This is a genomic window from Pseudomonas sp. GM48 (assembly GCF_000282335.1).
Lineage (GTDB): Bacteria > Pseudomonadota > Gammaproteobacteria > Pseudomonadales > Pseudomonadaceae > Aquipseudomonas.
Map to the genome: position 1 here is coordinate 1 of NZ_AKJM01000111.1, position 15,197 is coordinate 15,197.

Consider the following 15,197-nt stretch of genomic DNA (forward strand, 5'->3'; position numbering starts at 1 on the left):
GAACGCAGCCTCGCAGGCTCGGCAGCTGCTACAGGGAAATCAGATGTCGAGGACTTCCATCTCGCGCAGTACTTCAGCGATCGCTGCCACGGCTTCGCGCATTTCGGCTGGTTGGACATGGCCGATGCAGCCGACGCGGAAGGTTTCGACCTGGGTCAGTTTGCCGGGGTAGAGGATGTAACCCTTGGCCTTGACCCGCTCGTAGAATTCCTTGAACTGGTAGCGCGGATCTTTCGGGGCGTGGAAGGTGGCGATGATTGGTGCCTGGATCGCTGCCGGCAGGAAGCTGCGCAGTCCCAGTTTGCCCATCTCTTCCATCAATGCCTGGCAGTTGGCGGCGTAGCGTTGGTGCCGGGCCGGCAAGCCGCCTTCTTCGTTGTATTGCAGCAGGGCTTCGTGCAGCGCCGCGACCACATGGGTCGGCGGGGTGAAGCGCCACTGGCCGGTCTTGGCCATGTAGGCGTGCTGGTCCTGCAAGTCCATCGCCAGTGAATGCGAGTTGCCGGCGGCGCTGGCCAGGGACTCTTTGCGGGCGAATACGAAACCCATGCCCGGTACGCCTTCCAGGCATTTACCCGAGGCGGCGATCAGTGCGTCGAACGGCACTTTTTGTGCGTCCACCGGCAGGGCACCGAAGGAGCTCATGGCGTCGATGATCAGGCGCTTGCCGTGTTCTGCGACGACCTGGGCGATTTCCGGTAGCGGATTGAGGATGCCGGTGCTGGTTTCGCAGTGAATCAGGGCGACGTGGGTGATGCCGTTATCTGCACGCAGCAGACGGTCGACGTCGGCGGCGGTGGTCGGTTCGTCTTCGGCGGTTTCGAAGGTGCTGAAGGCGCGGCCCAGCACGTCGCAGATTTTCGCCAGGCGTTTGCCGTAGGCGCCGTTGATCAGTACCAGAACCTTGCCATCGCGAGGCACCAGCGTGCCGATCGCCGCCTCGACCGCGAAGGTGCCGCTGCCTTGCAGGGGCACGCAGTGGTGGGTGGCGGCGCCGTTGATGATCGCCAGCAGTTGTTCGCAGAGGCTGGCGGTCAGCTGGTTGAAGCGGTCATCCCATGAACCCCAGTCGATCATCATCGCCTGACGGGTGCGGGCCGACGTGGTCAACGGGCCGGGGGTGAGCAGGATGGGTTCGGCAGTACTCATTCTCGTGTCCTCGCAATCGATGGGATGAAGCTACGGGACCTAAATTGCAATTTGCCGTGTTATCAATCAAATTGTTTGTTGTTATGCCAGCCATCAGTGAGGGTTATTCATGAACCTGTTTCAGCTCCGTGCCTTCGATGCCGTGGCCCGGGAGGGCAGCTTTACCCGGGCGGCGGCACGGCTGTTCATCAGCCAGCCGGCGGTCACCGGACACATCAAGGCCCTGGAGGAGCACTACCAGATCACCTTGCTGCGCCGTACCGCCCGTCGAGTGGAGCTGACGGAGGAGGGCACCAAACTCGCGGCCATCACCCGGGCGATGTTCGGTCTGGCCGAAGAGGCGCAGGTGATGCTCGAAGCCAATCGGCAATTGCTCACCGGGCGTCTGGAGGTGGCGGCGGACGGCCCGCACATGGTCATGCCGATGCTCGCCAGCCTGCGGGCGCGCTATCCCGGAATCACGGTGAACCTGCGCCTGGGCAACGCCCAGGAAACCCTGGCGGCGCTGCTGTCCGAACATGCCGACGTGGCGGTCCTGACCGAGATCGAGCCGCGCAAGGGCTTGCATCTGCAGGCGCTGAACGAATCACGGATTTGTGCACTGGTGCCCGACGGTCATCCCTGGGCGCAGAAGTCCAAAGGGGTGCAGCTCAAGGAGCTGGATCAGGTGATCATGGTGCTGCGCGAACCGAGTTCGATTACCCGGCGCACTTTCGATGAGGCTTGCGCCCAGGCCAAGGTCAATCCGCGGGTGCTGCTGGAACTGGACAGCCGCGAAGCGGTGACCGAGGCGGTGGCCGCCGAACTGGGGGTAGGGGTGGTGTCGTCGGTGGAGGTCAGCCACGACCCGCGGGTGGCGGCGGTGCCGATCATTGGCGAGGGGTTGGTGAATCGGCACATGATCGGGTGCATGGAGAGGCGACGGGATTTGCGGTTGATTCAGGCGTTTTTTGGGTTGGCGCCAGTCAGGTAGACCGAGTCGCCTGCATTCGCGAGCAAGCCCGCTCCCACATTTGATTTGTGTCGTTCATAGATCACCTGTGGGAGCGGGCTTGCTCGCGAAGAGGCCAGACCTGCCTACGCAAGACTCTCGCGCACCATCTGCAGAAAGGTCGCCACCAGCCGCCGCGAACTCTGCTCGCGCAAGCACACCAGCGTCTCGGTCAATCGCCGTTTACAGTCGGTAATCGGTAACGCGCACACCCTGGAATCCGCACCGAACTCGGCGGCGGACACCACGCCAACGCCAATTCCCACCACCACCGCCTCACGCGCCGCTTCCCGGCCTTCGACCTGTATCGCCGGACGAATTCGAAACCCGGCGCCGGCCATTTCTTCCTCCAGGGTCTGGCGCGTCACCGAACCGATTTCCCGCAACACCAGTGGCGTGTCGTCGAGGTCCGCGAGGGTAATGGATTCGCGGTCGGCCCACGGATGATTGCGCGACACGAACGCTACCATCGGGTCGTTACGCAGGGGCAGGGAGATCAGCCGTTCATCGCTGACGTCGCGGCCCAGCAACGCCAGGTCGGCCTGATAGTTGAACAGTCGAAACAGCGACTCATCGGTGTTGCCGGTTTCGATCTTCACACTGATACCGGGGTAGCGTTCGCAGAACCGGGCAATCTGTGGCAGCACATGCACCGGCGCATCCACCGCCAGAATCAGGCTGCCGGTCTGCAAGGCCTGGGACTCCTGAAGCAGTTCCTGGGCTTCCGCCTCGATCACAAAAAGCCGCTGGGTAACGCTCAGCAGGCGCTCACCCAGGTCGGTCAGGCGCACCGAACGCTTGTTGCGGTGAAACAGCAGAACCCCGTAGCGCTCTTCGAGTTTGCGCACCTGATCGGAAATCGCCGGTTGCGTCAGAAAAAGCCGCTCGGCGGCTTTGGTAAAGCTTCCATGAACCGCCACGGCATGGAACGCTTTGAGCTGGGCGTGGGAAACCGACATGGGAATCTCCAGTAACAAGCTGAGCTTATTTTTGAAATACGATAAATCGATTTCACTTATTAATCAGTAATTGTTTTTATCCACCTCAGCCCCGCTGACTGGTCAGTCGAACAGCAGCGGGAGCCATGAGCCTGTGCGTGCAACTACAGGACTCATCTGACCGGAATCGCCCACAGGGACAAGGTGATTTCGCAGTGCTCAACAATAAAAACACAGGCGTTTTCTTCCAATTCTGCCGGCACACTCACACCCTGAGGTCAGAACCACAATGAACAAGCACATCGGCACCATCAAGCGTTGGCGCGTGCAGATCTTCGCGATCACCTGGCTCGCCTACGCCGCTTTCTATTTCACCCGTAAAGCGTTCTCGGTGGCCAAGCTCGGCATCGCTGAAGACCCGACCTTCATGCTCGACAAAATGGCCATGGCCAACCTCGACGCCATCTACCTGACGGCGTATGCCGTCGGCCAATTCACCTGGGGCATCCTGGCCGACCGCTTCGGGCCGCGGGTGGTGGTGCTCGGCGGGTTGCTGATTTCCGCCGGCGCGGCGCTGGTGATGGGCAATTTCGCAACGTTACCGATTTTCGCTACCTGCATGCTGATACAAGGCCTGGCGCAGTCCACCGGTTGGTCGGGGCTGTGCAAGAACCTCGGCAGTTTCTTTCCCTCCCAGCAGCGCGGGAGGGTCTTGGGCCTGTGGAGTTCCTGCTATGCCTTTGGCGGTCTCGTGGCGTCGCCGTTTGCCGGTTGGTGGGCGTATACGCTCATCGGTAGCTGGCATGCGGCGTTTGTTTCCAGTGCGGCGGTGGTTGGGCTGGTCGCCGTGCTGTTTTTTATTTTTCAACGCAACAAACCTGAAGACGTGGGCTTGCCGGCCGTGGAGCCAGAGCCCGAACTGACGGCCGAGGAAACCCTTGCCCAAAGCAAAATCAGCATCTGGGAGCCGCTGAAGGAAATCCTGCGCAACCGCACGGTGCTGGTGCTGGGGTTGGCGTACTTCATGCTGAAACCGGCGCGTTACGCGATTCTGCTGTGGGGGCCGGTGATCGTCTTCGAACAGATGCCTTCGGTGGGCAAGGTCGGTGCGGCGATCATTCCGACCTCGTTCGAGCTGGCCGGATTGCTCGGGCCGATCATGATCGGCCTGGCTTCGGACAAGCTGTTCGGCGCCCGGCGCATGCCCGCTTGCGTAATCAGCCTGTTGGCACTGACCGTGTCTTTGGCGCTGTTCATGGGCGCCTTGCACACCGGTAGCGTGATCCTGGTGGTGGCATTGCTGTTCGTCATGGGCCTGACCCTTTATGGACCTGACTCGATGATCAGCGGCGCCGCCGCCATCGATTTCGGCACGGCCAAGGCCGGTGCGACGGCGGCCGGTTTCGTCAACGGCTGCGGCTCGGTCGGGGCGATTCTCGGCGGGCTGCTGCCGGGCTACTTCGACACCGTTACCGTGTTCATTGTCTTCGCCGGCTGCGCAATGTTCTCCGCACTGGTGCTGGTTCCGCACTGGAACAGCCGCCCCGGCGGCCTGGGTACCCACTTCGCCTACGTACCCAATCAAGCGATGACCGTCAAACCCCTGCGTACCTGAATCCTGTCCCTCGCGGCCTGCTGCGCCTGCGGCAGGCCGGCGTGTGGGCCACTGACTGGAGATTGACCCCATGAGACCCTTTTGGCTGGACCAGGCCTTGAAGGCTGATGCATCCGAAACCTGTCCGCCACTGGAAGGCGACAGCCGCGCCGACGTGTGCATCGTCGGCGGCGGTTACACCGGGTTATGGACCGCGATCATGCTCAAGGAACAGAACCCCGAACTCGACGTGTTGCTGATCGAAGCGGATATCTGCGGTGCCGGGGCCAGTGGACGCAATGGCGGTTGTGCGTTGTCGTGGTCGGCCAAGTATTTCACCCTTGAGCGTTTATTCGGCGTCGAAGAGGCCGTGCGCCTGGTCAAGGAGTCCGAGCGCAGCATCCATGCCATCGGTGCCTTCTGCGAACAATACGCGGTGGAGGCCGATTACCGCCTCGACGGTACGCTCTACACCGCCACCAATCGTGCCCAATGCGGTTCGACCGATGCGGTCATTGCCGCACTGGAGCGCAATGGCATCAACTCCTTCACCCAGCGACCGGTGGCCGATGTGCAGCGCATGGCTGGTTCCAGCAAACACCTGGAAGGCTGGTTTTCCCCGGCCGCGGCCAGTGTGCAACCGGGCAAACTGGTGCGCGGGCTGCGCCGGGTCGCCCTGCAATTGGGCGTGAGGATTCACGAAAACACCGCGATGACCGGGCTGGAAGAGGGCCGGCCGGCAGGCATTCAAACCCGCAATGGCACCATTCGCGCCGACCGCGTGGTGCTGGCGATGAACGCCTGGATGGCCCGGGCGTTCCCGCAGTTCGAACGCAGCGTGGCGATCGTTTCCAGCGACATGCTGATCACCGAGCCACGGCCGGATTTGCTCGAAGAAATCGGCTTGACCAGCGGTGTCACGGTGCTCGATTCGCGGATTTTCGTGCACTACTACCACAACACCCCGGACGGCCGGATCATGCTTGGCAAGGGCGGCAATACCTTCGCTTATGGTGGACGCATGCTGCCGGTGTTCGATCAGCCTTCGCCTTATGCTGGTCTGTTGCAGAACAGCCTGGCGGACTTCTTCCCGGCGTTTGCCGACGTCAAGGTCGAAGCGACCTGGAATGGTCCGTCGGATCGTTCGGTGACCGGGCTGCCGTTTTTCGGGCAGATGAGCGCCAGTGGCAATGTGTTCTACGGTTTCGGCTACTCCGGCAGCGGTGTCGGGCCATGCCATATGGGCGGGCAGATTCTGGCGTCGATGGTCCAGGGCCTGGACAACCCCTGGACCCGTTCGCCGCTGGTCAATGGGCCGCTGGGGTTTTTCCCGCCGGAGCCGATCCGCTACATCGGTTCGCTGATGGTGCGCAACGCCATCCGCCGCAAGGAGCGCGCGGAGGATCACGGGCGTCGGCCACGGCATCTGGACGTGCGTCTGGCGAAGTTCGCCGCTGCGGCCGGCAAGGCCGACAAAGGTTGAGTATCAGGGCGCAAGGTCCGAGCGGTTGAGCAGCCATTCGAACAGCAGGCGGGTATCGCCACGGGGCTCATGCGGATGGGGGCAGCGAGGAGGTTGCCGAGGGCCCATGGTCGTACAGAGCACCGGGCGATCCGGGTCACTGTCGAGGAAAATCACCAGTACCTCGCTACCGGCCACGGGCAGGCGGGTCGGATCGATACAGTCCTCGGTAGTGGTCAGCGCCAGCGGTAGCCACAGGCCGCTGGAAGTCTCGGCGGCAGATGGCGTAGCGGGCCAGAGGTTCACCTGAACCCGGCCATCTTCATCCACCGTCGCCGGTTGCCCGACCGGGCCGCACATCTGGCCGGGCTGATACCCGGGGATACTCGGCCTGGGTTGTTTGAGCTCTGGCCTGAACACCGTCGACCAGGGGATGGCGCTGAATTGATTGCGGTAGCCAGGGGCCATGTCCGGTGTGTCGTCGAGCAGAATGGATGACTGACGCCCCTGATGGCGGACTTCGGTGACCAGCCATTGATCATTGAAATTCGCCAGCGGATGCCCGGCCACCTGAACGATCCGGCCGCTGCGTAATGCGCCGTGGTTACTTTGACCGTGGATCTGCAAGTGTCGACAGCGCAGGCGCTCCAGTTGGCGACGGCTGAGCTGGTCGCGATGTTGTTGTTCGCGAGCAGGAAAGTGTTTCGGCGGGGCGAACAAGTGATTGGCTGCGCCGTCGCCGATGTCCGGTGCACCAGGATTCCTCGCACCTGGACGCTCGGGGTAGAGCGGAGCGTCATGGCGCTGGAATAATTCGCTGATCACCGGTTCGTGGTGTTCGTCGAGGGCGTCGCTGAATAACGGCATGCACAGCGGTTCCTGAGGGAAACTCAGGCTGTCATCGGCCAGCACCAGCACATGACCGTCGCGTTGATGCTCGAAGTGAAAGTGGATGCCTTCTTCCTCGCACAGCCGTTGCAGCAATGCCAGGTCGGTTTCTTCGTACTGGATGCAAAAAGGTCGCAGGGGATAGTGTCCGGTTGCCAGTTCAAAGCGATAGCTGCTGGCGGGCAGCGCATGTTCCTCCAGCAACCGGTGCAGGATCATGGGCACGCTGGCGTGCTGGAAAATACGTCGGCAGCGTTGCTGATCCAGCGCCTGCATACGGGGCACCAGCACCAGTTTGTAAACGACCCGTTGCGCGCTTCGATGTTCGCAGCTGGCGCTGTGCAGCACGCCATGAATGCCCTGGTCGTGGCCAAGTTCGAGGAACGCCGTTTGCTGCAGTAATCGTTCGAGGTTCAGGGCCGGTGCCAGCCCGATCACCTCGATGTCGAATCGATAGGGCTGGTTGAGTGCTTCATGACCACTGAACCGGACCACCTGTAGACACAGGTGGTCGTCGAGAAGCGTCAGGGTGGTAGGACTTTCCTTGTCGTTGTGCATCGAATACGCAGCTGCCGTGGAATTAGGGCGCAAAGCGTACGAAACCCCAGCGCTTTGCGGGCAGCGCAAATCGACATTTCAGAATCGCCCTACAACCGTTGGTGAAGATGTCGATGCTGGTAGGGATTTTTTGGTCGATTGCCAACTTTAGGCCGTATAAACTTGTGCAAAGCGTCGGCCAATAGATGTCTCGGCGCCACAGATGCCACAGATAAGAGAGTGAGAAATGGGCGCACAGTGGAAGGTTAAACACAAAGAAGCGGCAGCCAATGCCAAGGGCAAGATCTTCGGCAAACTGGTGAAAGAAATCACCATTGCTGCGCGCAACGGTGCCGATACCGCCACCAACGCACACCTGCGTCTGGTGGTCGAACAGGCCAAGAAAGCCTCGATGCCCAAGGAAACTCTGGATCGCGCCATCAAGAAGGGCGCGGGCCTGTTGGGCGAAACCGTGCAATACCATCGCGTGACGTATGAAGGATTCGCACCGCATCAGGTGCCGCTGATCGTTGAATGCGTGACTGACAACATCAACCGCACCGTCGCCGAGATCCGCGTGGCGTTCCGCAAGGGCCAACTGGGCGCTTCCGGTTCGGTGTCCTGGGACTTCAACCATGTCGGCATGATCGAAGCGTCACCGGACACCCCGGACGCCGATCCGGAAATGGCCGCCATCGAAGCCGGTGCACAGGATTTCGAGCCGGGTGAAGAAGAGGGTACGACCCTGTTCCTGACCGAGCCGACCGACCTCGACGCGGTACAGAAAGCCCTGCCGGAACAAGGTTTCACCGTGCTGTCGGCCAAACTGGGCTACCAGCCGAAAAACCCGGTCAGCGGCCTGAGCGATGAGCAGATGGCTGAAGTCGAAGCGTTCCTCGAAGGCCTCGATAACCATGATGACGTGCAGGATATGTTTGTCGGGTTGGCGGGTTGATCGAACTGGCGTTGATCTGACTTGTGGCGAGGGGGCTTGCCCCCGTTCGGTTGCGCAGCAGCCGTCGCTTTTGGGACGGCTTCGCCGTCCAACGGGGGCAAGCCCCCTCGCCACAGGTCTTGTATTTATTTCTCGAGCCCAGCCAATTCCTGAACGATCGCTTCAAACCCCGGCCGCGCCAGCACTTGCGGCTGGCAGCAACGGCGCTCCAGATCTTCCAGCGTCCGACGCAACTCATCGCTCAACCCCGAGTCGATTCGCGCCAGCAACTCCCCCAACAACACCCCGAACGCCCGCACCTCGATCCGCTGCAAGGCACGGCTTTCAAGGCTGTCGGAAATCCCGTGGAACGACGCCGCACCAAAGTCCCCCAGCAAGCAGTCGCCAAGTTCATTCCACAAAATATTGTGTCCGTAGAGGTCGCCATGGGTGATGCCATGGCCGTGCAGGTGCTCGGCCACCGAGGCAATGCCCGAGGCGATGCGCAGCGCCACCGTGGCACTGAAGCGCAAGTCTTCTGGGTAAATATCGCGGCTGCACGACGCCAGGCTCGGCAACGCAGCGAGGTTACGGTAACTCGGTGCGATCAGTTGCATCACCAGCCCGGCGGTTTGCTGCGGGTGATCGACAATCCGCCCCTCGACGCGGATCAGGTTCGGGTGCAGGCCGGCGGTGATACAGGCGTTCATCTCGTGCAGCGGTGAGCCATCACTGGTCATTTCGCCCTTGTAGAGCTTCACCGCAACGGCCATGGGCGGCTGCTCAGCCGATTGCCAAACGGCCTGATGAATCACCCCGGATGCACCTTCGCCGAGTTTTTTCTCCAGACGCAATGCCGACCAGTCAATGCGCGGTGTGGCCTCGAGGGCCGCGGCATCGGCTTCGGTTTCCAGCGGGTTACCGGCATAGGCCAGCCAGGTCAGGCTCGGCAATTGCAGCAACCATTGCGGCAACTCGGTCAACTGGTTGGCGGCGATGCGGATCAGCTCCAGTCGATGACACTGGCGCAATGATTCCGGCAGCGCTTGCAAGCGGTTGCCGGCGAGCATGAGCTTTTGCAGGTACGGGCGCTCTCCCAGTTCGGCCGGCAAGGTTTCGATGCAGTTGTCGGTCAGGATCAGCCAGCGCAGCAACGGTGGCAGCGCCTCTGCGGGCACGCGGGCGATGCGGTTGGCTTTGAAGCCGATCATCGTCAGTGCGGCGCATTGGCCCAGGCAGGCCGGCAACTCGGTGAAGCGGTTATCGGAACAGAACAGCACGCGCAAGCGGGTCAGGCGATGCAAGTCCTCGGGCAGGGTACTCAAGGCATTGCCGGTGAGGTTGAGCACTTCCAGCGAGTCCGCCAGATCGAAAATCTCCCGAGGGAATTCGGTGAGGCCATCGACCAGATCCAGCCGCGTGATGCCCGATAACTCGCCGGCACGCAATTGAGCAAGGGTATGCATGAACAGATTCGCCATTAACCAAGGGGAGGGCGCGTGGCCCTGGAAATGGGCGACATGATAGCGGGAAAGATGTGGCGACTGTCAGGCCGCTTTCGCGAGCAAGCCCGCTCCCACATTGGATCTGTGCCACGACAAGAATCCAATGTGGGAGCGGGCTTGCTCGCGAAGAGGCCCTTCAATACAACAAAATAATATCGCTCAGGCCGGTTCGCTGACTTCCACCAGTTGCCCCAATCGACTGCGGGTGCGTGCCAGATCAATGGCATCGCCGTCCAGGCTTTCGCGCAAGGCGTGCTGCCCGAGCAGCGTCAAGTGCTTGTCCTGATCGTAGAGCACGTCGATGAGGTTGATGAAACGTTGCTGGGCGGCAATCGAGCACTCACCGAGCGGCGGCAGGTCATCGATGATCCAGCGGTCGAAATGGCGACACAGCTCCAGGTAGTCCATCACGGCCGTGGGTTGGTCGCACAGGTCGGCGAAGGAAAAACCGATGCTGCGCCCTTCGCACAGGCGTGCCTGGAAATGCCGGGTGCCCACTGGCAAGCAAACAGGTGGGAGGTCACGATCCGGCAGATTCAATGACCGTCGTTGCGCCGCGCTGGCCGGCCAGACGTAATGGCCCTGGGTGAACAACTGTTGTGCGTGGGTTCGGGCCTGGCTGCGATAATCGTGCGGCCCGCCGACTTCCATCACTTGCATGCGCGCATTGATCAGGTCGATCACCGGCTTGAAACGTGCGTGGTACAGCGGATTGGGCAGCAGGCCTGCGGGCGGGTAGTTGGAGGTGACCAGCACCAGGATGCCGCGCTGGAACAGTGCCTTGAACAACCGGGTGATGAGCATTGCATCGCCGATGTCATGCACATGGAACTCGTCGAAACACAGCACCCGGCAATCGCTGAGCAGTTCATCGAGGGTGATCGCCAGTGCGTCGGCCTGTTCGCGGTGCTTGAACATGCCCTGGTGCAGTTGGGCGAAAAACTGATGGAAGTGCAGGCGTTGTTTTTCCGCGAGGGGAATGGCCCGGAAAAACCCGTCGAGCAGCCAGCTTTTGCCGCGCCCCACGGCACCATGCAGGTAAAGGCCGGGGCAGGGTTTCGTCGAAGCGCCTATCAGCATGCAAGCATGCCGGGCCATCCAGTCGATCACGCGTTGTTGGCTGTGGCTGAGGGTGTAGCCCCGGGAATGGGCCAGGTGGCGAAAGTAGTCGTGGATAACCTCGCCTGCCTCGGCGCTGCCGGCGGCCGCTGCCTTGCCGAGAAAGCGACGCAACGATTGCCAGCGCGATTTGATTCGCGAACGATTGGGTGGTCGAACGGCCACTGAGATGTCACCTCTGGTGTGCGGGCAGGCTCCCCGAGCCGGGGCGCCATAGTGTAACCAGAGCAGGGAATTTGCTTCCAGTTGTGTCAGTGCGCGTCGGAGCGGTTCCGACCGGTCACTTGGAAGGGCCTGTAGGAGCGAGCTTGCTCGCGAAAAACTCTGGATAGCGCGGGCACTCAGGCAGCACGCGTTATCGTTGACGTCCATCGCGAGCAAGCTCGCTCCTACAGGGGGTGTCGTTTGCGAAACGCAGTCGTGTCAGTCACCTATCGCTCGATGTTCCGGTTCCACCGTGCATTCCATGCGGGGCGCTGTTCGTTGACCTGATCCCAATCCACCGCGATTGCCGTCTTCAGGTATTGTTTCATCGCTTCGACCTGCCCGCGGGTTCGCTCGGAGGTCGGGGTATTGGGGTTGGAAGGAATCTGGTCGCCGTCCTCAAGCGCGGCGGCCTGGGCTTCGGGGGTGAGCAGGAACGCGGCGAGTTTTTGCGCCAGTTGCGGTTGCGTGTTGTTGGCGATGGCGCATTCGGCGACGTTGAGCACCACGGCGCCTTCTTTCGGTTGTGCGTATTCCACCGGCATGCCCTTGAGCTTCAGGGCGGTGACCTGGGTCGGTGTCAGCGGGAACAGCGCCGCTTCGTCGGTCTGGAGCATTTCTGAAATCTTTGCCGAGCTTGGAATATATTCCAGCACGTTGCGCCCGACGGTGTTTGGCCAGGCCTTGAAGCCCGGATCGACGTTGGTTTCGCTACCGCCCTGAATCCGGTTGAACATCAGGAAACCGTGCAGGCCGAAGGTGGAGGAGGCCATCGACTGGAACACCAGTTTGTCCTTGAAGCGCGGGTCGGCCATATCCATCCACGAGGTCGGCGCGCTCCAGCCTTTCTCCTTGAACAGGCGTGTGTTGTAGGCCAGCCCGGTGACACCGAGGCTGACGGCCACCGCCTGATCCTTGATCCGCCCCTTGTCGGGAATCTGTGCCAGGGCCGGGTTGTCTTCGAGTTTGTCGCACAGGCCCATGGCGATGGCGCGGTACATGATGCCGTCGTCGAGGAACATCACATGCATCTGCGGGTTGTCCTTGCTGGCCTGGACCTTGGCCAGGATATCGGCGGAGGTGCCGGGCACGATCACCACTTTGACGTTGTTGGCCTTCTCGAAAGCCGGCAGTACCTTGTCGGCGTAAAGCCGCTCCATGGTCCCGCCGTTCATGCCCAGGTAAAGCGTCGGTTCGGCGTGGGCCGGGGTGAGGGTGAGCAGGGCGCTCATGCAGGACAAACCGAGCAGTGCGTTGCGTTTGAGGTTTTTCATTGGCGCGACCTTCCTCTATCAAGCTACGGAGATGGAGTGAAACCGGGTGATGGAAAACGCATCCAGCGACGTCTTTGACGCGCCGCTACAGATGATCTCGGTGAGCGCCTGGCCCACCGCCGGGCCGATCTGGAAACCGGCGCCGGCAAAGCCGAATGCATGCAACAGACCGGGCTGGGTACGGCTGTGGCCGATCACCGGCTGGCGATCAGGCAGGTAACCCTCGGTGCCGCTCCAGGTACGAATTGCCTGGGCACCTTCAAGAAACGGATAGAGCTCGACGGCCTGGCGCAGGATTTCCAGCACGGCGCCTTGACCGGGGCGGGCGCGGGCGTCGTCCAGGGCAAAGCCCTGGCCGCCACCCAACACGCAATTGCCCCGGGTGACCTGTCGCGCGTAGATGCCGCCACCCTCGACGCCGGTGCTGGCATCCATCACCAATGGCAGGGGTTCGGTGACCAGCATTGCCGGGTGCCCGGAATGCATCGGCACCGGTTCGCCGAATTGCGCGGCGATGCTGCCCGCCCAAGCCCCGGCGCAGTTCAACAGCCAGGGTGCGCGCAACTGCAGGCCGGTTTGCGTGCGCACGCAAAAGCGCTGGCCGTCGTGTTCAACGGCGCTGACCGCGCATTGCTCATGCACCTGCACACCGTGGCGCCGCGCCGCCCGGGCGAACGCAGGGGACACCAGACGCGGATTGGCGTGACCGTCATCCGGGCAATACGAGGCGCCCACCGCAACGTCTCCCACCCATGGAAAACGGCTGCGCAGCTCGGTGCGGTCAAGCACCTGCAAGTCGAGGCCGAAGCCCTGAGTGCTGGCGGCGTAGTCTTGCAGGGCACGCAAATCGTCTGTACTGCGGGCGAGTTTCAGGTGGCCGCTGCGTTGATATTCGCCGTCGATGCCAATCAATTGCGGCAGCTGCGCCCAGATGGCGTGGGCACGTTGCGACAGCGGCAATTGCGATAACGGTCGGCCCTGGCGGCGGACGCCACCGTAGTTGACGCCGCTGGAATGCGAACCGCAGAAGTCCCGCTCCAGTAGCACCACGCGACGCCCGGCCTTGCCGAGAAACAGCGCCGCCGAAGCACCGACAATGCCACCGCCGATGATCACTGCGTCGACTTCGATCATGCGTCGATCTCCAGGCCAAAGGGCAGCGGTTTGATGGGGGCCTGGGCCCGTAGCCGGCCGATGTCGGACACTGCACGCTGGCTTTCGCAGGCGATGATCTCCGCTGCCGCTGCGCCGCACATCCGTCCCTGACAGCGACCCATGCCGACCCGGCAATGGGCCTTGACCCGATTTATTTCCCAGTGACCCTCGCGCACCACTTCACGAATATCACCGGCGCGGACTTCTTCGCAGCGGCAGACCATCACGTCATCGGCGATGCCGGCGGCCCAGTTCTCGGGAAAGGCGAAGGCGCGTTCCAGGCCCTGACGAAAATCGCCGATGCGTTCCAGCACCTGTTCAAGCTGTAGGGCGCGCTGCGTCGGGATCAGGTAGCCGATGTCTTCGAGCAACGCCAATGCGGCGCGTTCGCCGGCCATTTCCGCGGCGTCGGCGCCCATGATCCCGGCGCCGTCACCGGCCAGGTACACCTCGGCGACGCTGCTGCGCCCGGCGCGATCGCGTTGTGGGAGCCAGGCGCGATTGAGCGGGTTCCAGGCAAAATCGCAGCCGAGCAGGTCGGCGAGCTGGGTTTCGCTGCGCAGGCCGTGGGCGAAGGCGACGGCATCGCAGTTCAGTCGATGTTCGCCTTTTGCATCGGACCAGGTCAGCGCCTGCACCCGTTGTTCGCCTGCGACGTGTTTCAAGGTTGCGCCCTGATGCACCGGGATGCCGTGGGCGGTCAGCCAGCCACGGTAATAGATGCCTTTGGCCAGTGTGGCCGGTTGCGACAGCAGGCCGGGCAGGGCACGAGCCTGGGCGCTGAAGGGTGAGCTGTCGAGTACTGCGAGCACCTTGGCGCCCGCCTTGGCGTACTGATACGCGACCAGGTACAGCAGCGGGCCGCTGCCGGCGAACACCACGCGCTCGCCGATGGCGCAACCCTGAAACTTCAAGGCGATCTGCGCCGCGCCGAGGCTGTAGACCCCGGGTAGCGTCCAGCCCGGCACCGGTAAAATCCGGTCGGTAGCGCCGGTGGCGACGATCACCCGGGCAAATTCCAGTCGTGCGGCACGTCCGTCCTGCAAGGTGTCGAGGGCGCCGTCCTCGGCATTCCACACCAGGGTTTCAGGGCGGTAATCGAGCTGTTCGCGCAACTCGTCGATGGTCTGGTGCAACGCACTGGCCTTGCGCGCTTCGAAGCCATACAGCTTGACTGGCGAACGCTTGAAGTTGGCCGGCTGACGCCGATAAATCTGTCCGCCGCCGCGTGCAGCTTCGTCCAGCAGCACCGGGTGAACGCCGTGGGCGACCAGGGTTTGCGCCGCGCGAATACCGGCAGGGCCGGCGCCGATGATGACGACGGGTTTCATGCGCACCTCGGCTGCTGTGCTTTTGTGGGAGCGGGCTTGCTCGCGAAGACGGCGACACATGCAGCAGAGATGTTGACTGGCAGGCCGCTTTCGCGAGCAAGCGTGCTCCCACAGTT

At 62.3% G+C, this 15,197-nt stretch carries 12 protein-coding genes; 4 read left to right on the forward strand and 8 right to left on the reverse strand.

Features of this window, described 5'->3' with window-relative positions; genetic code table 11:
- Positions 1-39 precede the first annotated feature (39 nt).
- Entirely contained in the window at positions 40-1,149 is a 1,110-nt protein-coding gene (locus tag PMI28_RS09425; RefSeq protein WP_007989127.1) for a 2-aminoethylphosphonate--pyruvate transaminase, read from the reverse strand.
- Positions 1,150-1,258: 109 nt separating this feature from the next.
- Between PMI28_RS09425 and PMI28_RS09420 the strand changes: the two genes are divergently transcribed.
- Positions 1,259-2,122 (forward strand): LysR substrate-binding domain-containing protein, encoded by an 864-nt coding sequence (locus PMI28_RS09420; RefSeq protein ID WP_007989130.1) that lies wholly within the window; start codon positions 1,259-1,261, stop codon positions 2,120-2,122.
- Between the two features lie 104 nt (positions 2,123-2,226).
- On the opposite strand, the gene PMI28_RS09415 is transcribed toward PMI28_RS09420, so the two are convergent.
- Positions 2,227-3,099: a LysR family transcriptional regulator gene (locus tag PMI28_RS09415; RefSeq protein ID WP_007989132.1), complete on the reverse strand. Its 873-nt coding sequence runs from the start codon at positions 3,097-3,099 to the stop codon at positions 2,227-2,229.
- Between the two features lie 268 nt (positions 3,100-3,367).
- On the opposite strand from PMI28_RS09415, the gene PMI28_RS09410 reads away from it, so the two are divergent.
- Positions 3,368-4,693, forward strand: coding sequence for an MFS transporter (locus PMI28_RS09410; protein ID WP_007989134.1), 1,326 nt, complete (start codon positions 3,368-3,370; stop codon positions 4,691-4,693).
- Positions 4,694-4,763: 70 nt separating this feature from the next.
- Positions 4,764-6,155, forward strand: coding sequence for an FAD-dependent oxidoreductase (locus PMI28_RS09405; RefSeq protein ID WP_007989136.1), 1,392 nt, complete (start codon positions 4,764-4,766; stop codon positions 6,153-6,155).
- Positions 6,156-6,158: 3 nt separating this feature from the next.
- Here the strand turns inward: PMI28_RS09405 and PMI28_RS09400 are convergent, their stop codons facing one another.
- Complete coding sequence (locus PMI28_RS09400; RefSeq protein ID WP_007989139.1) at positions 6,159-7,580, reverse strand: type VI secretion system Vgr family protein; 1,422 nt, start codon at positions 7,578-7,580, stop codon at positions 6,159-6,161.
- A 226-nt stretch (positions 7,581-7,806) separates the two neighbouring features.
- On the opposite strand from PMI28_RS09400, the gene PMI28_RS09395 reads away from it, so the two are divergent.
- Positions 7,807-8,514: a YebC/PmpR family DNA-binding transcriptional regulator gene (locus tag PMI28_RS09395; RefSeq protein WP_007989141.1), complete on the forward strand. Its 708-nt coding sequence runs from the start codon at positions 7,807-7,809 to the stop codon at positions 8,512-8,514.
- Positions 8,515-8,639: 125 nt separating this feature from the next.
- Here the strand turns inward: PMI28_RS09395 and PMI28_RS09390 are convergent, their stop codons facing one another.
- From PMI28_RS09390 to PMI28_RS09370, 5 genes are all read right to left on the reverse strand, one after another.
- The gene (locus PMI28_RS09390; protein ID WP_033063491.1) at positions 8,640-9,959 is read right to left on the reverse strand and encodes a leucine-rich repeat-containing protein kinase family protein; all 1,320 of its coding nucleotides are present in this window, start codon (positions 9,957-9,959) and stop codon (positions 8,640-8,642) included.
- 198 nt (positions 9,960-10,157) lie between these two features.
- Positions 10,158-11,282 carry a cell division protein ZapE gene (gene zapE / locus PMI28_RS09385; RefSeq protein ID WP_033063492.1) on the reverse strand — a complete coding sequence of 375 codons (1,125 nt, stop codon included), beginning with the start codon at positions 11,280-11,282 and terminating at the stop codon, positions 10,158-10,160.
- Positions 11,283-11,548: 266 nt separating this feature from the next.
- Entirely contained in the window at positions 11,549-12,595 is a 1,047-nt protein-coding gene (locus PMI28_RS09380) for an ABC transporter substrate-binding protein (RefSeq protein WP_007989146.1), read from the reverse strand.
- 18 nt (positions 12,596-12,613) lie between these two features.
- Positions 12,614-13,729, reverse strand: coding sequence for an NAD(P)/FAD-dependent oxidoreductase (locus PMI28_RS09375; protein ID WP_007989148.1), 1,116 nt, complete (start codon positions 13,727-13,729; stop codon positions 12,614-12,616).
- Positions 13,726-15,081: an FAD/NAD(P)-dependent oxidoreductase gene (locus PMI28_RS09370; protein ID WP_007989150.1), complete on the reverse strand. Its 1,356-nt coding sequence runs from the start codon at positions 15,079-15,081 to the stop codon at positions 13,726-13,728. The genes PMI28_RS09375 and PMI28_RS09370 overlap by 4 nt, the downstream gene beginning before the upstream one ends.
- Positions 15,082-15,197 lie beyond the last annotated feature (116 nt).